The organism is Desertivirga arenae (assembly GCF_017355785.1).
Lineage (GTDB): Bacteria > Bacteroidota > Bacteroidia > Sphingobacteriales > Sphingobacteriaceae > Desertivirga > Desertivirga arenae.
The window spans coordinates 87884-109615 of sequence record NZ_JAFEWE010000008.1 but is presented as its reverse complement, the minus strand read 5'-3'; the positions used below and the strand labels follow the sequence as shown (position 1 = coordinate 109615).

19 protein-coding genes are annotated in these 21732 nt (G+C 40.5%); 7 read left to right on the top strand and 12 right to left on the bottom strand.

The genetic code is table 11. The annotated features are described in order from the left end of the window. The first annotated feature begins 1 nt into the window (after position 1). Positions 2 to 2893, top strand: coding sequence for a DUF6493 family protein (locus tag J4N24_RS16345; protein WP_207534781.1), 2892 nt, complete (start codon positions 2 to 4; stop codon positions 2891 to 2893). Between the two features lie 145 nt (positions 2894 to 3038). After that, positions 3039 to 3548: a hypothetical protein gene (locus J4N24_RS16340; RefSeq protein WP_207534780.1), complete on the top strand. Its 510-nt coding sequence runs from the start codon at positions 3039 to 3041 to the stop codon at positions 3546 to 3548. A 32-nt stretch (positions 3549 to 3580) separates the two neighbouring features. Here J4N24_RS16340 and J4N24_RS16335 read toward each other — a convergent pair whose 3' ends face one another. The 4 genes from J4N24_RS16335 to J4N24_RS16320 form a co-directional block, all read right to left on the bottom strand. Continuing rightward, complete coding sequence (locus J4N24_RS16335; protein WP_207534779.1) at positions 3581 to 3988, bottom strand: hypothetical protein; 408 nt, start codon at positions 3986 to 3988, stop codon at positions 3581 to 3583. Further along, positions 3981 to 4487, bottom strand: coding sequence for a hypothetical protein (locus J4N24_RS16330; protein WP_207534778.1), 507 nt, complete (start codon positions 4485 to 4487; stop codon positions 3981 to 3983). The genes J4N24_RS16335 and J4N24_RS16330 overlap by 8 nt, the downstream gene beginning before the upstream one ends. 487 nt (positions 4488 to 4974) lie before the next feature. Continuing rightward, complete coding sequence (locus J4N24_RS16325; protein ID WP_207534777.1) at positions 4975 to 5724, bottom strand: hypothetical protein; 750 nt, start codon at positions 5722 to 5724, stop codon at positions 4975 to 4977. 56 nt (positions 5725 to 5780) lie between these two features. Next, entirely contained in the window at positions 5781 to 6035 is a 255-nt protein-coding gene (locus J4N24_RS16320) for a hypothetical protein (protein ID WP_207534776.1), read from the bottom strand. A 223-nt stretch (positions 6036 to 6258) separates the two neighbouring features. On the opposite strand from J4N24_RS16320, the gene J4N24_RS16315 reads away from it, so the two are divergent. Then, complete coding sequence (locus tag J4N24_RS16315) at positions 6259 to 6903, top strand: hypothetical protein (RefSeq protein WP_207534775.1); 645 nt, start codon at positions 6259 to 6261, stop codon at positions 6901 to 6903. A 101-nt stretch (positions 6904 to 7004) separates the two neighbouring features. Here the strand turns inward: J4N24_RS16315 and mnmE are convergent, their stop codons facing one another. Beyond that, positions 7005 to 8369 (bottom strand): tRNA uridine-5-carboxymethylaminomethyl(34) synthesis GTPase MnmE, encoded by a 1365-nt coding sequence (mnmE, locus tag J4N24_RS16310; protein WP_207534774.1) that lies wholly within the window; start codon positions 8367 to 8369, stop codon positions 7005 to 7007. Positions 8370 to 8750: 381 nt separating this feature from the next. On the opposite strand from mnmE, the gene J4N24_RS16305 reads away from it, so the two are divergent. Further along, positions 8751 to 10082 carry a murein hydrolase activator EnvC family protein gene (locus J4N24_RS16305; RefSeq protein ID WP_207534773.1) on the top strand — a complete coding sequence of 444 codons (1332 nt, stop codon included), beginning with the start codon at positions 8751 to 8753 and terminating at the stop codon, positions 10080 to 10082. A 15-nt stretch (positions 10083 to 10097) separates the two neighbouring features. On the opposite strand, the gene xth is transcribed toward J4N24_RS16305, so the two are convergent. Further along, positions 10098 to 10874: an exodeoxyribonuclease III gene (gene xth / locus J4N24_RS16300; protein WP_207534772.1), complete on the bottom strand. Its 777-nt coding sequence runs from the start codon at positions 10872 to 10874 to the stop codon at positions 10098 to 10100. A 142-nt stretch (positions 10875 to 11016) separates the two neighbouring features. Next, on the bottom strand, positions 11017 to 11595 hold the full coding sequence (locus tag J4N24_RS16295; RefSeq protein WP_207534771.1) for a PhnA domain-containing protein: 579 nt from the start codon (positions 11593 to 11595) through the stop codon (positions 11017 to 11019). 201 nt (positions 11596 to 11796) lie between these two features. On the opposite strand from J4N24_RS16295, the gene J4N24_RS16290 reads away from it, so the two are divergent. Both J4N24_RS16290 and J4N24_RS16285 read left to right on the top strand, forming a co-directional pair. Further along, complete coding sequence (locus J4N24_RS16290; RefSeq protein ID WP_207534770.1) at positions 11797 to 12552, top strand: serine hydrolase domain-containing protein; 756 nt, start codon at positions 11797 to 11799, stop codon at positions 12550 to 12552. Between the two features lie 87 nt (positions 12553 to 12639). Further along, positions 12640 to 12945, top strand: a complete 306-nt coding sequence (locus tag J4N24_RS16285; protein WP_207534769.1) for a hypothetical protein — start codon at positions 12640 to 12642, stop codon at positions 12943 to 12945. A gap of 106 nt (positions 12946 to 13051) precedes the next feature. Here the strand turns inward: J4N24_RS16285 and J4N24_RS16280 are convergent, their stop codons facing one another. The 4 genes from J4N24_RS16280 to J4N24_RS16265 form a co-directional block, all read right to left on the bottom strand. After that, positions 13052 to 13261, bottom strand: a complete 210-nt coding sequence (locus J4N24_RS16280) for a hypothetical protein (protein WP_207534768.1) — start codon at positions 13259 to 13261, stop codon at positions 13052 to 13054. A gap of 61 nt (positions 13262 to 13322) precedes the next feature. Then, a complete protein-coding gene (locus tag J4N24_RS16275) occupies positions 13323 to 14570 on the bottom strand; it encodes an S-adenosylmethionine:tRNA ribosyltransferase-isomerase (protein ID WP_207534767.1) in 1248 nt (415 codons plus the stop codon). Between the two features lie 80 nt (positions 14571 to 14650). Continuing rightward, positions 14651 to 15169 (bottom strand): DinB family protein, encoded by a 519-nt coding sequence (locus J4N24_RS16270; RefSeq protein ID WP_207534766.1) that lies wholly within the window; start codon positions 15167 to 15169, stop codon positions 14651 to 14653. An 89-nt stretch (positions 15170 to 15258) separates the two neighbouring features. Further along, on the bottom strand, positions 15259 to 15486 hold the full coding sequence (locus J4N24_RS16265) for a hypothetical protein (protein WP_207534765.1): 228 nt from the start codon (positions 15484 to 15486) through the stop codon (positions 15259 to 15261). Between the two features lie 281 nt (positions 15487 to 15767). On the opposite strand from J4N24_RS16265, the gene J4N24_RS16260 reads away from it, so the two are divergent. Beyond that, positions 15768 to 19862 carry a LamG-like jellyroll fold domain-containing protein gene (locus J4N24_RS16260; RefSeq protein ID WP_207534764.1) on the top strand — a complete coding sequence of 1365 codons (4095 nt, stop codon included), beginning with the start codon at positions 15768 to 15770 and terminating at the stop codon, positions 19860 to 19862. A 364-nt stretch (positions 19863 to 20226) separates the two neighbouring features. Here J4N24_RS16260 and J4N24_RS16255 read toward each other — a convergent pair whose 3' ends face one another. Continuing rightward, complete coding sequence (locus J4N24_RS16255) at positions 20227 to 21600, bottom strand: alpha/beta hydrolase family protein (RefSeq protein WP_207534763.1); 1374 nt, start codon at positions 21598 to 21600, stop codon at positions 20227 to 20229. Positions 21601 to 21732: the final 132 nt, after the last annotated feature.

The following is a 21732-nucleotide window of genomic DNA, read 5'->3' as shown; positions in this document are numbered from 1 at the left end:
TATGCTGGCTAAACAATTAGCAGAGATAGTGGAAAACGATCAGTTGGATGAGATCGTGCCGTTTTTACAGAAACTGGGTGACAAAAAAAAGGAAATAATTCCCTTTCTCAAAAAACTTCACAAAGAATATTCGCAATACATACAGGAAGTACGAAGCGACGGCGGCATAAGCATGAGCCCTCTGGCGAAGGGAGATCAGTTACTCATTTTGTCAATCGCAGCCTTTGTTTGTTGTGATGAAAAAAGCTTTTCCTCCATGTATGGGGCGTTTACCCTTAGTAAACCTGTCATGGACAAAATTCTACCATGGTATTGCCCATCCTGGTTCAGTTCATTCGTTAACAAATATGCACAGGCAGACTATATTCCTTTTAATTATGAGCTATATCTCGAATGGATAGAAAGCAAATATGTTCAGGAATCTGATGAATTAATCGCCAAACTCCTGCCATCCTATATTTTTCAATCCAGCTCTGAGAAATTTAAGCACATATATGCTCCTCAAAACCTGCTTAAATATCCGGTTACTCTTTCTCATCATATATGGAAGATCTTCCAGTACGAGAACTTTATTCATGGCAGCGATAGATATATGAGCTTTAGCGATGGATCAAAAGAAGGTAGATGGATCAAAACGTTTCAAGAGCTGACAGAGAAAGAGCATCTGGATCGTAAACATGTTTTGCGTGAAACCCTGCTTGCTACCAATAGGAATTTCAACCAGGCATTATCCGGCTGGTTCTCTCAATTATTTATCGAGCTAAAGCCCGATCTAGAAGAGCTAAATGACTTGCGATCAGAATTGCTCGGCTCTTTAAATTCAAATAGCAGTAAACAAGTTAATACAACTTTGAAGCTATTAAAAAGCATGATAGCAAGAGGCTCTTGTCTCGATAATTTGAAAGACTACCTTAACATTACTATCAACTCTAACATCAAATCAATAGTTCTTGGTACATTGGCGTGCATTGAAGAAATGGCAAAAAGGGAAACTGTTGATAAGGGAGACCTTTGTCATCTTGCGAGCTCAGCTCTTGTAAACACAGACGAAGCTGTTCAACTCCGGGCTGCAAAGTTTATTAAAAAATATGGTGGAGGATCATACAAGTCCTTAAGCCAAACCATTAGTGCTTTTGGTGATAGCCTTTTTATTGACAGCAAAAGTGTTCTCTCTTCCTTCTTGAAGGAAGAAAAATCTGATTTGTTAATTGAATTGAAGTATCAGGAAGAGTCCAATGAAAATACAACTAATAATGACTTTGAAAGACTAGCATCGGTAGACACATTTGAGGAGCTTTTGTTTCTGGCGAGCCAGGCATTTGATAACAATGAAAGCTGGCATTTGGAGCATCTGTGCAATGCTTTATTACTTTTACAGGAGCATATTAAGGGCGACAACATAAATAAATTAGCTCCAGCCCTACAACAAGCATTTAAGGTATTAAGAAACAGCTTTAGAATTGGAACAGGTTTTCTGGATCATCTTCTTGCAACTTTTTTTCTTGAATATTCTGCTACAATTATTGAACGCTTTCCTTCGGCTTCAACTGATCTTCAAAAGCTATTTAATAAATATTTAGGAGAACAATCGTGGAAACAAACTCTGGGACTATTATCCCAATGGCAGCAACAGCACAATAAGTCTGCTACCTACCAGCCGTTTAAAACTTTGCTTCTGGATGTGCTTAACTTTCTAAAGCAGTCTGTTGCAGTTCCGCTTCTTTGCTGTCCTGACTTTTATCCTTGCAGAATCTCAGTACCTACTCTTGTTGAACGACTAAAAAAATATCAGGCAAAGGGAATTCAACCGTCGATTACCGATTTCCAGATAGCTGTTTCACGTATTCTTATAACGGATGCCGGAGAGTTAACCCGGCTAGCAGAATCTCAACTAACAGGAGAACATAAGGACATACTTGTTTACTTGGATAGTGAAACTTCCTGTAAGCCTGCAGTCGGACGGCTAAAGCCGGTCTGGCTTGTTGCCTCTATTCAAAAATCAATTAAGAAGAATGGAAATATTCTTTCGCACCTCACTGCGCTACGCACTGAATACCTCACAGGGAATTTCACATGGAATGCACATGCAGAAAAGCGTTATTTGCAGGTATATGACAGAGAACAGCAAAAGTATATTGACGGAAAAGAGGTCGTAACAGACAGGGAACTACGTATAAACTTCCCTGATAAATTTAAAGCACAACCTTCGATAAAAACCCTACTTAACAAGTTTGCTGATGATACATCAGAAGGGTCGATTTACGATTCTTTAGAAATATCTGGTTGGATTTCTGTAGAAGCTTTTGATATTAAACGCTTGCTTTATCTCACGCCAGATAATCCGTCCCCTATACTATCCCAGGTGGTTTCCAAATGTCTTAACTTTTCCAAATGTTGGGAAGAGCCTGAAAAACGCGTGGTTAGTCAAGCTTTGGAAGCGTTATTAGAAGGAGCAACAGATCATGGAGAGATGGGAACTCTTTTTATTGCTGCCTGCATGTTAAACAGCGATAAAACTATTGCAAATTACGCGGCAGAAATTTGGGTAAGGGGAATTTCAGCTGGAGCTATAGATAGCGAGAAACTTGGAGAAACACTCGGAAAATTAGAACAACACGAATACGGTCCGCTAAAGCGACTTACTGACCTCATGTTAAACACAATGTTTAAGCTATCCACAAAACATAGTCTTGCCCTGGAAACCTTGATAGTTTCCTGTATTATAGAAATGGCTGATGAGCCTATAAATAATACAAAAAAATTGTTAGACCTATACAGAGAACTACTGTTAATAAATAAGTCAAAAGCTAGCCATCCTGCACTTATAGAGAAGCTAAATCAATGGAAAGCGAATACGGGGTTGAAGAAGGTGGTAGAGAGTATTTTACAATGATTGCGTTTACTAAAATTATTGATGGAGACCAGGCTGGATACCCAGAGCTAAGGGGACTTGTATCTAGGCATCTCAAAGAGATGTTTAGGGATAGATCTTGTCCAAAAGTTTAAATAGATTCTGGAAGGATATTAAAATTACTGCGATGGTTCGTATTAATGGAAATTTTGATAGAAAGGATTTTGCGAAGGCGCAAAATTTTAAAATTAAGCTTACTACAGCTCACCTTCGTATGAATGCCACTATTTTTCTCACTTTCGGAATTATCTTAATTGGCTTGACCTGGAATGATAGTTCAGATTATTTATCTTATTGGTTCCCTTTTATTTATGGCCTATATTGCTTAATTCAGTTAATCCAAATTAAATTCGAAGCGGCGAGAATGATAAGTAAGTATTCTGATCGTTTTGAGAAGATGGGTTTGAAATGGGAGTATATGTTTAATGAGCAGGGCTTGAGTTATCAGGATGATGAGAAGTCCTTTTTTTATAAATGGGAGGTTTTAAAGGGGTTTAGCTTGGTGAAGGGTTATCTTATTTTTCATGTTTTGGATAAGCGTTCATGTGATATTCTTATTGATCGTGCTTGTTTTTCTGATGAAGCTTTTGGGATTTTGGATGACTATCTTGGCAAGAGTAACCAGGTGTTGTTGTAATCGATGGAGGCTAAATTGTCACGACGCGGCTATTAGTCTGTCACCTCTATATACCCTTTGTACTCGCCTGTGTCCGTTGAGATTCTTTCCAATGAAAGATTATCCAGGAATTCAATCTTTAATAATTTACTATTACCAATGATTTTGAATTGGGCGATGGTTTGTACTAATACCAGAGTGTCTTTGCGATATCCGACCAGTGCTTTAAAGCCATCTCTCATCGGGTAGTATTTAGCGGTAAAATAGCTATCTCCTGTTCCTGGTTGTTTAAGCATTCCAGAATAGATGTAAGCATTCCTTCCCTCTTCGTCATTATCTATCCGTGTTACTATTCTTCCATGAACTTTATAATATTTGATTTCCGTGCTATTACAGCTAAATAGAAATAAGGGAATAAAAACATGGATCAGCTTATTTGGAATAGCTTTGGTGCTAGTCATTTTCGTTAACCTCTTCCTTCCCATTGGAATCTGCTAGCTCTGCCAGGAGTACTTTATCTTCTGGTTGAGATATGCGCCTGAATGAGGCTGTGAATGCGATAAGGAAATAGCTATTAAAGATGATACAAAATAGCATTTCAGGAAGTGGTTGATCGAGGGGTGTATTTAACAGAAGTCCGACAACGAACATGGTTAATAATACAAAGACCATTAGCCTAAGTCCCAGAACAAATACAATGGCTTGGAAGCGTTTAAAAAAGTCTTTATTATCTCCTCTTTTATTGATGACGTAGGAGTAGTATACTCCTAGTCCGTTTGACAGTATTACTGTGAGTATTTCTGTCCAGAACATCCATCCTTTTGCTTTCTGTCCGGTGGCAAAGTAGATTGTTAGTGAGTAAAGAAGATTGTTGATGAGGAGGTAAATCATTGCTTGCCGGTCTGTTACCTGATCCTTGCGTAATTGGTTTTCGAGTTTGTCTAAATTGAATAAGGTCATTGCTGTTTGTGTTGTCACGAATTTAAGAAATGAAGGGGAAATTTGAAATAGGATAATGTGTCCTAGTGCCGCAACAATAATCCCTAATAATCTAAAGCCGAACTCAAGATCCATGGAAGACGCTAGGTGGCAGAAGAACTATAACTTATTCTCTTTCAGCGCTTGTACCAGATTAAAGATAGAAAAAGCCGCATAAATAATAAATAAGCATTCTAACAAAAGCAAATAACAACGATAAGATCACTGCAGTTAAGACTTTATAAACCAGGAGTTTTGACCAGGGGCTATTAACCTTATTAGTATCCAATTGCTCTTCTGAGGCTGTGTGTTGTTCACGGAGGTACTAGTATTGGGGAAAATTAGAATTTAGTTGGTCTTCATTAGCTTCCGGTTTCTGATATCCTTTATCTGATGTTTCCTTTGCAGGGTAATTGTCGTAGTTGGAGGAAATAAATATTTACCGCTTAGAATCCAGACGATGCTAGTATCATTCTATCTTATTTAAAACAACATTAATACGATTTTCAAAAATATCCAGATAGCCTTCAGACTGAGATTTATCGAAGACGACAATGCGATGGTTTTCCTTAGTTATGACAACTTTAGGGTCGTACGTCCAAATCGGGCTATTCGAAATTATTTCAATTGTGTTGTATTTATAATTCTCCGTTTTTACCAGGTACAACTTTTTGAAATCGGAAACCACATGAAACAATTGTCCGCGAAACGGAAAGGATGCAAGGGTTATTACGCCCATTGTATCAATCAATCTCCGTGTGCCGGCTGTTGATTTGCTTTCATCGTCGCCCACATATCTCATCAGCATTTTCCCCTTCTTTTTAATCGGCTTAGGTAGATTAAATACCTGTAACTTTTCAGGATCTGCTATTTCAAGAATCTCAGAAAAGCCACTCATATGAGCCAGTGTATTGGTTAGATAATACTTTCCGTCCAGCTTATTAATAGTAACCGGGCAAGTGGACGCCGCGGATCGTTCGACTCCTGTCTTCTTATTTTTGAACCGTATTGAGCCCCCCCACTCGCCACTGCAGCTAGCCGAGACTAGATAGTCTTCATCTTCGTAAAAAACTGGTATTTTATTTTCCACCAATAACTTCTTTCCTTCTTCCAATGCATTTTCTCTGTGGTGCTCCTCAATTATAAAGGTCTTATTGGTCTGTGCAGAAGTGTAGGATAAGAGCAGTAATAAGGGAAGGATGAGAATATTAAATTTCATTAATACTGTGTTAGTGTTTGACTAAGGCTAATACCGAGGTAATACTTCAAATTGCGTTAAGATATAGTTTCGATAAGCGTATTGTTCATATAGATAGCAATTCCTTTATAAGCTCCTATCGGTTCTGGAAATAACTGGATCCCTCTATCTTCATGCGTTATCCTGACCGTCCAGAAGAATTCGATGGTGGGGTCTACAGGTATAAATTTAATTGTTTTTCCTGGTTTAACAGGATAATTTAGCGCTTCAGGTTCAAGAAAAACGTCGATAGGTGTGTCATCTTCCCAGCAAGTAAATTCAATTGCATGCATTTGGTCAAGTTGTAAAGTTTTGGAAGGGGTAATATATCATTTTTATATTCAATAGTATGTTCTTAGACTGCTAGACAGGTACTATATTTATTCTATGAGATCTTTGTTAGGAACAATCGTTATCAGAATCAGAATGATGATTCAACAAAATATAAATAAGGAACAGCCAAAATTTAAGGATATAACCTAGATAACGTACTTTTGGGCTTTTAAATTAATTTTCATGAAACTTATCGCATCGGCATCATTGCTTTTCCTATCCCTATCAGTTAATGCTCAATTATTCAAAAGTTATCATCCTGGCTGTTATTACACACCTGAAGGTAAAAAAGTAACTGGATATATTAGTTCGCAGCCCTACAGCACAAGTATTTTTTTCAAGTCGGAGAAGGACGGTAAGGCGGTAAAACTTGATATTCGGGATTTAAAGTCTGTTATTAATTCAGGTAATCAGTTGGACAGTTTGACGGTTCTGACCGAGGATTCTGACCGAAACAAAAGCTACCTTGCAGATTTTCTTCTTGAATCCCCTAAAATAAAGTTCTACCATAAGCTGAAACCTTACTCTTCCGGTGGAGCCCCGACTATGACGACAGGAGTATCAGCTAATCCAAGTGCAAGAGGAAGTGCTCCTTCTTTTACAACAACAACGTCCTGGAGAACCTCACCTGTGTATTTTGGAATGAAAACACAAGTAATGTATTCGGATGGAAGTACAACTCATCGATTAACAAAATCTAACTTTCGTGCTCTACTTCTCGACGCCTTCTCGGATTCTCCAGAGCATGTTCAGCAACTTCAGAACAAAAAGGTGAAATATAAATATGTCGAGGATTTCCTAATGTCTTATAAGTATCGGCAACAATAGAACAATTCACGAAAACACTTAATAATAAAAAGAGGCTGTCCCTAGTTGGTAACAGCCTCCTTTGCTTTTCTCTTGTTGTTATTGTAAACTATTCATACCCGCTATTTCCCGATACAAAACTTCGAAAAAATATTATCAAGTAAATCATCCGTGCTAACACTTCCGGTAATCTCACCCAGGTAATGCAATGCTTGCTTAATATCCATTGCCAGAAAATCGGAGGTAACAGGGTTATCAATACCAAATAATACCTTCTCAAGCGACTCTTGCGTGCGTTGTAAGGCTTCCAGATGACGGACGTTAGTTACCAGAACATCTTCAGTATTAATACTATGTAGGTTCACTTTACGTAGAATTTCGGTCTTTAGCTCCTCAATACCAATGTTGTTCTTTGCAGATATGTAGAGCGGATCTAGTATGGCCATCTCTGTTTGCTGCTGCGGACTAAGCAAATCGCTTTTATTAACAACGATGACAGAAGGAATATTCAGATGACTTAATTCATCAACCTGCTTATTAATATCTTCCAGCACTTGCAACGGGTCTACAAGATAAATAATAAGCTTAGCTTGCTTCATTTTTTCGAGGGTGCGCTCCACTCCTTTTGCCTCAATCACGTCTACTGTTTCACGAATTCCGGCGGTATCAATAAAGCGAAATAATACGCCTCCTATGGTCAGTTCGTCTTCTATGGTGTCGCGGGTAGTACCGGCGATATCTGATACGATAGCACGTTCCTCGTTAAGTAATGCATTAAGCAAAGTGGACTTGCCCACATTCGGTTTTCCGGCTATAACAGCAGGGACACCGTTCTTCATCACGTTGCCTTGTTCGAAAGAACGGATGAGTTTATTGATCACATTAGTAATGGTGAGGATCAGTTGTTTCAGCTGATCGCGATTAGCAAATTCTACGTCTTCTTCAGAAAAATCCAGCTCCAATTCGATAAGGGATGCAAAGTTAATCAGCTGCTCCCGGAGATGCTTCAGCTCATTCGAAAACCCACCCCTCATTTGTTGTAGTGCAACCTGATGCGAGGCGGCAGAATTCGAAGCTATCAGATCTGCAACGGCCTCTGCCTGAGAAAGATCAAGCCCTCCATTTAAAAAAGCTCTTAAGGTAAATTCTCCTGGTTTTGCAGCTCTCGCCCCATTACGGACCATCAGTTTTATAATGCTTTCAATGATGTACTTCGAGCCATGTGTTGAAATTTCTACGACATTCTCCTTGGTATAGGATTGTGGCCCAACAAAGAGTGAAACAAGCACTTCATCAAGGATTGTTTCTCCATCTCTGATTGTGCCAAAATGGATGGTATGAGTTGCTTGCTTACTTAAATCTTTCCCCTTAAAAACTTTGTTAGTTATGGAGATTGCTTCTGGTCCCGACAATCGAATAACGGCAATAGCGCCAGATCCGGTTGGAGTGGCCAATGCTATGATAGTATCTGAATTAGCTGAAATCATCGGCCGCAAATGTCGGGAAATAATTTGACACAAACACCCCACCCACTAGGCAGAACGATAGCAATTACCTGTACCATACCTGCAGACCGTCCGTGGTAAGTCCATAGTGAGTCCGTAATGAGTCTATAGTGAGTCTATAAACCAAGTCAAAAGCATGGACTCAGTACGGACTTATTATGGGCTCACGTTGCATTGAAGATGGCTTAGGTACAAATTTAAACAAGATCTTTTCAAATAACATCCTGGGTACTGATCTGCACACAAGCCTTATTTCACTTACAAGATTCCTTTTTTTAATATTCTTCCCCGGGGTAATCTAAATGCCTTACCTTTGCCGCCGTTATCATAACATTATCCCTTTACTTCTTGTAAAAGACATTAATGCGTCTACAACATATACTACTCATAATATTATTCCTGGGCTTTTCAGCAACAGGCTTTGCTCAAAGCAGCGCAGAACTAAAAAAAAGAAAAGCAGCCCTCACCAGGGAAATAGAATCTTTAAAAAAACAGCAGAATAAGATTGCCGGCAATAAAAAGTTATCGCTTCGACAGATCGAAGGACTGAACGCACAAATCCGCTTAAGGGAAGAGAAAATAAACACAATTAATAACGAGATAAGGGTTCTGGATAGTGAGATCAAAGAAAAGACCAGTACTGTTCTTTCTCTACGTGATCAGCTTAGGCAGCTGAAAAAGGAATATGCAGCCATGATCCGCTTTGCACAAAAAAATCAAAACGCGTACAACAAGCTGATGTTCATTTTTGCGTCCGAAAGTTTTAATCAGGCCTACATGCGTTTGAAATACTTACAGGAGTTTAGCGAGCATCATAAAAAGCAAGCAGTTAAAATTACGGGAACGCAGAAGGTTCTGGGTATTAAAATTAACGAGCTGGATCAGAATAAGCGTTCTAAAAGTAATTTACTTCAAAGCGAAGAAGTGGAGAAAACCACCTTAAGCAAGGAGAAAGAAAGTGAAGCGCAACAGTTAGAAAAATTCCAGAAAGAGGAAAAACAGGTTAAACAACTGGTAGACGCTCGCAAAAAGGAACTATCCCGCTTAACCCGTGCAATATCGAGTGCCATAAATCGTGAAATTGCGGCAGAACGAAAACGAATGATGGCTGAAGCGGCAAGACGGGCAGCAGCAGAAAGAGCCCGGGCGGAAAAAGAAAGACTGGCAGAAAAGGCGCGTATAGCGGCAGGAAAGCCAGCTTCGACTAGCAAAACTTCAACTGCAGCAAAAACTAAGGCAGCGGAAGATGTTGCTGTCAGAGCTAGTCCGGCCCCAAGTGCAGAAAACGTTAAACTCTCTGCCGATTTTAGTAGTAATCACGGAAGGCTTCCCTGGCCGGTAGATGGCTCTATCGTTTCTAAATTTGGTATCAATAAATACGGATCAGTAGTTGTTCAAAATAATGGCATTGATATCCGCTCTTCTGCTGGTGCTAATGTCAGGGCAGTATTTTCAGGCGAGGTAAGAAGGGTACTATCAGACATTAGTGGGCACATTCTGCTGATTAAACACGGAAACTACTTCTCAGTATACTCTAATTTGCAATCAGTAAATGTATCAGCTGGCCAGAGTGTATCGGCTGGTCAGTCTGTAGGTTCAGTAAAGACCAGTGAAGATGATGGAATTGCTCAGCTGCACTTCGAAATTTGGAATGGTAACAGACCAACCAATCCAGCCGGTTGGTTAAGAAGATAAAGGGTAGCTGATACATCAGCTACCGCTTAATTCTATCCACACCGGTGCATGGTCACTAGATTTTTCCCATCCTCGAACATCCTTATTCACTCCTGCTCCTACCAGCCGTTTCTCCAACTGGGGACTTAAAAGGAAGTGATCGATCCTCAACCCTGCGTCGCGGCCGTAAGCATTCCTGAAATAGTCCCAGAAGGTGTAGATCTTTTCTTCTGGATAAAGCTTTCTTAATGCGTCAATCCAACCCTGGCTTTTTAATCCTCTAAATGATTCTCTTATTTCCGGTCTAAATAGGGCGTCGTCTACCCAGCGCTCGGGCTTATAGACATCCAACTCCTCAGGCATCACGTTATAGTCTCCTGCCATAACCACTGGAACTCCCAAGCCTATCAATTCTTTAGCGTAGGCAGAAAAGCTGCTGAACCAGGCTAACTTATATTCAAACTTAGGCCCCGGCAATGGATTACCATTCGGAAGATATAGGCATACAATCCTTATTCCCGCTATATTAGCTTCAATAAAACGGCTTTGTGTATCATCCGGATCTGAAGGCAGTCCTCTCCTAACTTCCTCTATCGGTCCGGCTTTGGACAGAATTGCAACCCCATTCCAGCTTTTTTGTCCGTGCCACATAGCTTCATAACCAGCGTCTTTAATCGCTTGTTCGGGAAATTTCTCCTGGGGAGCTTTCAATTCCTGCAAACACACAATGTCTGGTGCTGCTTCGGTTAACCATCGCAATAAGACAGGTAGCCTTCCATTTATTCCATTCACATTATAAGTAGCAATCTTCATAATATATCATTTCTCGCGTCCGCTAAATGTATAGCCAACAAAAGAAAATTGCAATAGTTGATAAGGAGAAGAAATTGCACCTTAAGTTGTAGAGATATTATTTTATTTAGACAACTACAATGAGCAATAATGGTAAAATCTCCTAAACTGATTTTTTGATATATTTTGTAAGAATAACGATCGTGTCTCCGTTGATTTTTCCTTCTATCTGCTCTGCATTATCATGCACCAATTTTATTTTGCGTACAATGGTTCCTTTGGGTGCAATGTAATTGGTGCCTTTAACATTCAGATTTTGCGTAAGTACTACTGTGTCTCCTGTTTCAAGAAGGGCGCCGTAGCTATCTTTATGTATAACCCTTTCAGCTTCCAGAGCATCTTCTCCCCCGGCCCACTCCACAAGATTCTCATCTAAATTTACGCCCTCTATTGTATCCCTGGCCCAGTCCTGGGCTGAAAGCTTGTTCAGTATCTTATAAGACAATACCTGAACAGCGGGAACTTCACTCCAGATACTTCCTTCCAGACAACGCCAGTGATTATAGTTGTCGTAGTTATTCACACTGATCTGGGTAAAACACTCTTCACAGATCACAACCTGATTTTCTGAAATATCATCTTGTTTAGGAGGTACCGTGTAAGCATGGAGGGGTTCACCCTGATTGCCGCAAAGCTCGCAGCTTTGATTACTTCTTTCCTGAAGCTGTATACTTATAGTCATTTGGCACAAAATTAAATTAATAATAGAAGAATCAACTTGAGGATGTTGGAATCTTTGAAGAAATCTAATAGGTACGCTAGCAAACGACCAAAAGGATTAGCTAAAATTCTGATATTTGTACCTGTCGCCTTTAAGTTATTGGAATTTAGGTGTAGGGGAATTCAATGAAGGGTTGACGGCAGTATAATAAGAAGCTACTCTATGAAAAGAAAGTCCAAACTACTTAAAGCATTTTACATATTCCTCGTAATCCTTCTGATAGCCAATATTCTTATCTACGCTACTGATACAACATATATATACAAAGCACTGGTATATCAACAGGTTGGCATTGATGATCTAAACTTATTTTCTTCACGGGAAGTTGCAAAGGGTTCTAAAATTCAAAGCTGGGCACACTCCCCTGAGTATAACAAAAAGCCTTTATCAGACACTTTAAGAAGAACACTTGAAGAGACTGAGTCTGTCGCCTTCCTTGTCATAAAGAATGACTCCATGGTACACGAAGAATACTGGGATGGGTATTCTGACACAACTCTATCTAATCCATTTTCTGTAACCAAAAGTATTGTTGGACTCCTTATCGGAATTGCTATCGACGAAGGAAAAATAACTTCTGTTGACCAGCATGTCTCTGATTTCCTTCCAGATTTTAAAGAGGGAAGAAAATCCGAAATTACAATAAAACATCTTTTACAAATGGCTTCGGGACTCGACTTTATGGAGAGCTACAATACGCCCTTCAATTACACGACCGAATCCTACTATGGAGATGATCTCCCCAAGCTGGTATCGAAATTAAAGGTGATAGAAACACCAGGTAGTATCTACAGATATAAAAGTGGCGATACACAAATCCTGGGACTTATCCTGACCAAAGCAACAGGGAAGACTATAAGCGAGTATGCATCGGAAAAACTATGGCAAAAACTTGGTGTTGCCCTTTCAGCCCTTTGAGGCCTTGATAAGGAAAATGGTGTAGAGAAGGCATATTGCTGTTTCTATACCAACGCGCCAGATCTGGCTAAAATAGGAAAGCTTATCTTGCAGAATGGAAGATTTAACGGGGAACAGATCGTTAGTCCAGGCTATTTAAAAGCCTCCCTAACACCTAATAAACTTCCCGGTAAGGATGGCACTATAACCAACTTCTACGGCTACCAATGGTGGATACTGAACAGGAATGGTTTACAAATAAACTGTGCAAGAGGATTAGCCGGACAATATTTACTAGTAATTCCCTCTCAAAACAAGATCATTGTAAGACTAGGCAAAAAAAGGAACAAAGAGAAGCAAGGTGAATTTTCTAAAGATATACTCGTATATGCTGATGAGGCACTTAAGCTATAAGTTTTTGCAGGACACGGAAGAACAGCCTGCTATTTCTATATGAAAGCCTAAATAAAAGAGCCGTTTCACTCTTCGCGAAACGGCTCTTTAAAAAGCTATTAAATTTTTATTTCTTTAAAGAATCAACTCTTGCATCAGCAGCAGAATCAACTTTATCTGCATCAGCTCTCATAGTGTCTGCAGTTGCATCAGCAGTTGAATCAATTGTATCAGCCAAAGAATCAGTTGCTGTATTCTCTGTTTTACCTGAGTTACAAGCTGATACTGCTAATGTTAATGCCATTGCTACAAATGCTGAACTGAATAATCTTTTCATGGTAATTTTATTAAAGGGTTATCATTTTAGGTATTTATACCTGGAATTTGAAAAGGTAACCCTAAACTTTTTCACGAAATAATAGCGACCCATCGCCATAGCTTAAAAATCTATAGTCGTTATCCAGAGCATGTTGGTAGATTTCCCTCCAATTGTTGCCGATAAAAGCTGCGACTAACATCACTAAAGTACTTTTAGGCTGATGAAAATTTGTAGCAAGAACATTAACGATTTTCCAATCATACCCCGGTACAATCAGCAATTGTGTCCGGCAAAGCATAATTTCCTGTCCTGAACTTTCCAGAAATGCCACCAATGCTCCCAGCGCTTCTTTGGCAGAAATGGAGGCTTCCAGGTTATAAGGATCCCATTGTTTTACTGCAACTGCATCTTGGGGGTCGAACAAGTCTTGTTGAACTCTTAAACCTAACCAGTATAAAGATTCCATGGTCCGTAGAGAGGTAGTTCCTACCGCAACAACCCCTTTTTCAAGATAAGCGATCAGTTTTTCGATAAATGCCTTTTCAACTACCAGCTGCTCAGAATGCATGTCGTGATCGGCCACCGTTTCCGTTTTTATAGGCTTAAATGTTCCTGCGCCGATATGTAGTGTTACATAGTCAACTGCAATGTTTTTATCGCGTAAACGATCAAATATTTCAGGGGTATAATGAAGTCCGGCAGTAGGTGCTGCCACTGACCCTTCATGCTGGGCATAGATCGTTTGATAACGCTTTTTATCCTCCTCGCTAAGCTCACGCTTTATATAAGGAGGTAAGGGTATCTTTCCAGCTTTCTCCAGTATTTCTGCAAATGTTAATGTTGCAGGAGTCCAGGCAAATTCAACTACAAAAGTGTCTGCCTCTCTTGCTACAAGCTTCGCCGACAAAAAGATCGCTTGTTCTGCCGAGTCTATTTCTAAGTTTATCCACTCTTCCTTCCACTTCTTAAGATCACCAACCAAGCACTTCCATTTAAGAGAACCTGTTACTTGCATGGCCTGATTAACCTCTATCTGCTTGTCGTACGGTTCCAGACAGAAAATTTCCACTGTTGACCCTGCAGTTGTTTTGAAGTGAAGGCGAGCCTGTACTACCCGGGTATTATTAAAAACTAATAGAGAACCCGTTGATAAAAAGTCATCAATTTGACGATACACGCAGTCTTGTATGCAGCCATTTTTATATACCAGCAACTTTGATGAATCCCGCTGTTCCTTAGGATAAACAGCTATTCTTTCTTGAGGAAGTGGATAATCAAAATCTTTTACCGGAAGAGAAAAATTATTAGATACTGCAGGAGATTCCATGGGGCAAAAATAGAAAAGGAATTAAACTTGAGGATCTAAAAACATGCAACAATTAGCGAAAAAACAAGGAAATTTACCATTTAGTATTTCTCTTTAACCAAAGTAGCAGTAGTGAGCAGCTGCCCAACATGTCGCATGGTATGCTCGGCAGAATGAAAAAGTAAACCCAATACATTGGTGGGCAGTCCTGCTCTTCCTACAGGTCTAAAGTCATTCAATGTTTTTTCGTCTGTTGCTTTCAATTGCTCCAGGGCCTTTTCGACCTGTAGTTGGAATCTCTTCAACAAAACTTCCACCGAAAGCTCAGGGAGCTTCTCTCTTTTTTCATTTGCCAGTTCCACAAACTGCTGTTCATTTAAGGCTTCAGCCCTTGCATAGGTAAAGAGGCGGTCGATCACACCCGAGAGGTGCTGAAGGTGAAATGCACAGGAAGCTAGTTGAGCGGGCCTTTCCCATAGTAATTCATCCGGAAATTCATTCATCATTTCATTTACCTCCTCCCGGGCTTGAAGAAGAGCGTGCGCAACGGGCTGTAATAAGGCAGGCACCTCGGGAACAGGTCCCCTTTGCCAATATTCAAGTGTATTAACTTTAGCCATATACTTTTTTTCAAAAGTATGGCAAGAAGAATATGGCTGCAACCTTATTATAAAACCTTACATAAAGCTGAAGCCATTTCCATTTAGCATTACAGTCTAGAGCCAGGTTCATGGTCTACTCCAAAAGAGCGGGAGTTTGAACGACCATGACTATTATGCCCAATAGTGACGACATGCGGATGGCCATGATGGTGATGTTTAGGATATACCTTATCGTCCCTTTTTAGGGGAACTTCATTGGTACTCTCTCCTTCCACATTCCAGGGCTGAACATTCTCCTGCTCAACTTCCTCGTTTTTTTCGCTTAAATTTTCCATGGTTCAATGAATTGGATATATATAAATTTAACTAAAATTGATTGATAACCAGCTGATTTAAATCAAAAAACCAAAGAAAAAATGAAGCGGTCGCTGTCGAAAAATCTTAAATTCCAACAGAGGGAATTGCTTGTGTAACGGCAGTTTTACAATAAATAACACAATAAATGGGTTGGAGCATGACACTACAGGTTGCCACCTCGCTGCTGAACTTTTAGGTTAGCAAAAGAAACTAACCGGATTCTACCGATACCTATTTAGCTAACCAACATTTCACCAATATGGAAATTTCTACGTCCAGTTTTTTTAAAAAATGTGCAGTAGTAGCAGCATTTGCGCTGGGAACTATTCAGCATGCTGTAGCACAAACCCCTGCGTTTCCAGGAGCTCTCGGATTTGGTCGATTTGCCAAAGGAGCCAGAGCCGCAGCCAGCAGGGAGGTTTACATCGTTACCAATCTTAATGACAGCGGAACAGGGTCGTTCAGAGATGCTGTAAGCAAACCTGGCCGTGTAGTGGTGTTTGCAGTAGGCGGTATTGTCAATCTGCTTTCTGATGTTGTAGTATCTGCCAATACCACTATTGCAGGCCAGACCGCCCCCGGAGATGGGATAGTCTTTTTCAATAAACGCATAACGTTCACAGGTGCCAACGATGTCATCTGCCGGTACCTTCGCATTCGCTTAGGTGCTACATCCAATTCAGGAAAAGATGCTTCTGGTCTGGCAAACGGAGCAAATATGCTCTTTGATCACATGTCATTTACCTGGGGAATGGATGAAGTATTTTCTATTAATTGGGATAGCAAGGGAACTTCTCCAGACAACATCACAGTACAAAACTCTATCATTGGCCAAGGTCTCCACCGGGAAAACCATTCTGCAGGTGGCCTAATTCAAACTCCTGATGGTGGCAGGGTAAGCCTTGTCCAAAACCTTTATATCAGCAACAAAACCAGAAATCCCAAAGTAAAGGGAGTGAATGAATTTGTTAACAATGTGGTGTACGACTGGGGAAATGGTAACCGCTTAGGCGATAACCTTAATTATGGGTGGCAAGGAGACGCATATATTATGGGAGGCTCTTCAGGCGTATCAGAAGTAAACGTCATCAATAACTATTTCGTGGGAGGCCCGTTAACGCCTCCATCCAAAACCACTCCGTTCTCAAGGGGAACGGGGACCTTTAATATCTATGGCGCCGGAAATTATTTTGATAACAATAAAAATGGAGTTTTGGATGGAAGCGAGGTTCCTTTCGATTCGGTAGGTTACCCTGGTATTACTGGAGAGGCTTTTAAGGCACAGCCCTTCAATTATCCTAATGCAGCACCTTCGATGTCGGCAGCTCAAGCTTATGAGTATATCATAAATCATGTTGGAGCCAGCTATCCCCGCAGGGATCAGGTAGACGCGTTGTTGGTTGACGAAGTAAATTCAAGAGGTACCAAAGGCCTTTATGTGTATACGGAGAAAGATCTTCCTTTTTCTAACGGTGGACTGGGAGATGTATACGGAGCGCCAAGTCCTTTAGATACTGACAAAGATGGAATACCAGACGTCTGGGAGGATCAACACGGACTCGATAAAAATAACAAGGCAGATGCCGTTGCCTTCAGCGCTGCCGATCCGCAGTATTTGAACATCGAAATTTATATAAATTCTCTAACAGATACCCCTCCTCCTGATTTCGTAAGGCCGCCATCGAATGTTACGCTTGCAGCCACTTCTCAGGAAAGCCCTGCTCCCACCAGCTCTGTCCTCATAAAATGGAACGATAACTCAACAGATGAAAACCACTTTATCATTGAGCGTTCAGCCGACGGTGTTACTTATGCTAATATTGCTCAGCCAGCGGCAAATTCGACCTCTTATATTGACAGCACGGGCCTTTCTCCTAATAAAACCTATTACTACAGGATCAAGTCAGTTTCAGGAACGGAATCTTCAGCCTATAGTAACCCAGTGTCCGTTTTAACGCCCACTATAGCATCTGCCCCTGTAACTCCTACCAACCCTGTTCCAACTAATGGAAATCAGTACGCTACTCCATCAGGGAATAAGCTAACATTAAAATGGAGCGGAAGCAGCAATACGTTGAAGTACACCCTATATCTCGGAACTGACACAGCTGGATTGGCTCTGCAATCTGAGCTTGCTTACTCCGCCAGTCCATCTTTTATCGCTTCAGTAGCAGATAATACTACTTATTTTTGGAGGGTTGATGCAACAAATGCCAAGGGCACAGTTAAGGGACAGCTATGGTCTTTCAGAACTCCTCCGGTACTTCCGGCAGGACTTGTTGGTCATTATGCTTTTGACGAAGTATCGGCCGACGAAACCAGTGTAGTTGATTCATCCTCCTATCAGAATGACGGTTTACTCGGCCTTGATCCTGAAAAAGAAAGTATTCGCATAACAGGGAAACTTAAGGGAGCTCTTGACTTCAGTTCCGCCGCTACCGATATGTACGTAGTAAGAATCCCCAATGAAGATCAGAACCATTTTGATAAGAATTCTTTCTCTCTTGCCTTCTGGATGAAAGCTAAGCCTTCTCTCCTGCCTCCTGATAACAACACAAGTTCGTATTTGCTTTGCAAAGGCTCTATTAGCAGAAATGCAAGTACCGGCGCTACCGGGAAACGGTTTGATATTGAATTTAAAAACAAACAGATCCGCTTCGCTCTGGATGATGACAATGACGCAGGAGGCGGTGGTAAAGACGAGCTTCAGGCAAATGGAGCACCATTCTTTTCAGACAAGTGGGTACATGTTGTGGCTATAAGGGATGTGGAAAATAAGCGTCTGCGCATTTACATGAATGGCGCTTTATATGCAACTAGTACTATCTCCAGATCTAATTCAGGAATTGGAGAAGCGAGTGCCCTGATACTAGGTAACATTGGTGAACTTGAATTCTTAACCACAACTAATAAACCTGCACCATACAAGGGTATGCTTGATGAGGTAAGGATGTACAATAAAGTTCTGTCGGATATGGAGATAAAAGGACTTGCGACAGCGAGAAACTATCAAACAATTACTTTTGCAGAACTGCCGGCGAAAGAGATCGGAGATGAGGACTTTGCTTTAAATGCCACCTCAAGTGCCGGACTTCCGATTGAATATTCAAGTTCAGACACCACTGTTGCTACGGTAAGTAATGGAAAAGTGCATATTTTGAAGGTTGGTTATACCCATATTAAAGCAGGACAAGGAGGTAATGATATTTATAGTCCTGCCCCAGCAATTACGAGGATGCTTACAGTTAACAGAAAAACACAAACGGTTAACTTTGCTGCTTTGCCTCAAAAGGTTTATGGTGAACCTGATTTTAACCTCACGGCTACTGCAAGTTCCGGATTGCCTGTTCGCTATTTTAGTTCAGATACTACAGTTGCCATAATTCAGGGTGCTGCAGTTCACCTGATGGGGCCAGGATCTACGATCATAACAGCATGGCAACAAGGAAATGAGACCTTCGCAGATACCTCAGCAAGACAAATACTTATCGTTGTAAGAGATTCTATCGCACCTTCATTACCTGTTATTTCCTCTACATCCGCGACAGATTCATCTGCTACCTTAAGCTGGGCACCGTCAACCGACTTTATTGGCGTAAAAGGTTATCATATTTATCAAAACGGAATCAAAGTTTATACGGGAGAGGGAACTAGCTACCAGGCTTCTGGATTGCATGCATCCAAGTCCTATACTTTCGATGTATCTGCTTTTGATGCTGCAGCTAACGAATCTGAAAAAGCATCGGTTACCATTACAACGCCCGATACACAAGCACCAACGGCTCCTTCCGCTCTTGTTTTCGAAAAGACAACTAAACACCAGGTTCAATTGAACTGGCAAGTATCGACTGATAATCTTGGAGTTATTGGTTATAATATATACAGGAATGGAATACAATTGAATGCTGATTTGCTAACCATTACTCGCTTTAATGCAGAGAGGCCAATTGGAAATAACGTTTATAATTTCACTGTGAAGGCATTAGATGCGGCCGGAAATCTTTCTTCAGTAAGTAATGAAGTTCGTGTTCAAAATGGACATGCGGGTGATAGAGGAAGTGAAATTTCAGCATGGAATGCAGATTCGCCCTTAACCTTTACATTAAATGATGATTTAACGATTTACCCTAATCCATCACGGGGAAGATTCAAGGTGAGTTTAAACTCCCCAGAAGATGGCAAAGTCTCTATTACGATCATCAATTCCGGAGGTTCAATTATCCAGTCTTTAAGTGGGAACAAAATTGGTTTATTCGAAAAGGAAATTGAATTGAGCAATTTACCAGCGGGCGTTTATTACGTCAAAACCTCATTAAATAAATTCAGCAGTTCAAAGGCTATTGTTATAAATTAGGGTTGCTATCCATTTTCTTAAAAAGCTTGCCGTAGCAGTACGGCAGGCTTTTTTACATAGTTATCGATTATCCAGCAGAAGGGATCTCTCCTTTATCCATAAATATTAGCTTTCCCTTTTCCCTACCTACCTTTACGAGTTGTTCTTTGGATTGAACTTGACGAGAACTTTGACGCTTTTGAGCTATTCAAAGCGGGTATGAAATATAATGTGAGTATCTCGCCCGGACACATTTTCAGCACCGATGCGAGATTTAAAAATTGCATACGAATTTCCTTTGGCACGCCAATTACGAAAGAAATTGAACACGCCATTAAAATTTTAGGTACCCTTGGAAAGGATATGTTAAGGAAATGAACTCTTGTTATCTACCGTTCTTGTGGACCTTTGGAGGATGGAGATACTGCTTGAAAAAATCATACAGTTGATTCAATGGCCCTGCCGTTTGCGGAACAGCATGCCCCTTTCCATAGTTCATTAAGGTTGAAACAGGCACACCAAGTGACTTAAGTTTTGTTTGGAAATGCGAAATCTGATCCTGATAATATGCTTCGTCGTCCGTATTATAAAAGAAAAGAACAGGCGCTGTTGCCTGAGATTCGACAAGTCCTGCAGCTCCCATGGATTGCCATAAGTCGTAATTCTTTTCCATAGGCCCCCAAACTAAAGGGCAACGGGACTCTAAATTTCCATCACCATCACCTTTTACGTTGTATATTTGAGTATAGTCGAAAACACCAGGACCTAAGGCTGCTGCCTGAACTTCATCTGATACGTCCTGGTTTGGGCCAGCATTTTCGAATTCGGGAACATGTTTATCTCCTATAGCTAGAGAACCCGCTGTTGATCCCCTTGAGAAACCATAAATTCCTATCTTGCCTGAAAGATTCAATTTCCCTCCCATCGCTCTTACCGTTCTAATAGCCGATTTAACTTTCTGGGCTGCATCAGGGTTGGTTTGAAATGATTTATAGGCGTCATTAGGTCCGTTTAGCGGTTTTCCTTTTCCCCATTCGCAATATTTTGGATGATCAGCGATCGCCCAGGCAATACCGTTTGCAGGCGCCCCTTCAAGAAAACTATCATTGAAACCAGCAAAGGAATAGCTTAAAAAAACTCGTTGATCTCTTCCCGCATCCGTCGTGACCTTTTTTACAGGGTCGAAAGTTGCATAACTGTTACTGTAGGAAAAAGATAGGACCAAAGGGACTTTCTTTCTTGAATTTGCTGGATAGATGATATCCAAATGTAAACTGTCTCCTTCAAGATATCCAGTGGGTGTGTTATAAACAGAAGGATTATCTTTAAAATAAGATACGTTACGAAGAATCCGATAACCTTCAAACAGGACGTAAGTTTTAGAAGTGGAGCAATCTTTGAAGCCGCAAAAAGACCCTGAAGCTATCGAATCATTAATTGCGATAATGTCGTTGTTGATCTGGGGAGAAACAGAGCCAGCGTGTTTTTTATAATCCAACTCTATCACACGGTAGCCTTGTGAAAGCAACCATTTCACGTCTTTTTTATTACTGTTCTTTCCTAGCTTTTTAACGTTGAGATTTTCGAGGTAGACAATGGTTGCATATTTGCCGTTGAAGTCCTTAACCGGGGCCTTCGCATCGGTCGCTCTAAAACTAATCTCAGTCCCGGTCGTTTTACTTGCCCATTTTCCGGCTGCAGAAAAGCAATTACCATAAAAAGCTACAAGTAAAAGAACAATAGAAAACCATTTAAGCATTTGAAAAATTTTACCTGCAAAGTAAAGCAAACTGTAGCTAAAAACTCAGGTAAATAAAAGTTCGTGAGGATCCCGGTTTAAACAAAAAGAGGAGTATTCTTCGTGAACACTCCTCCATCAAATTCGAAAATG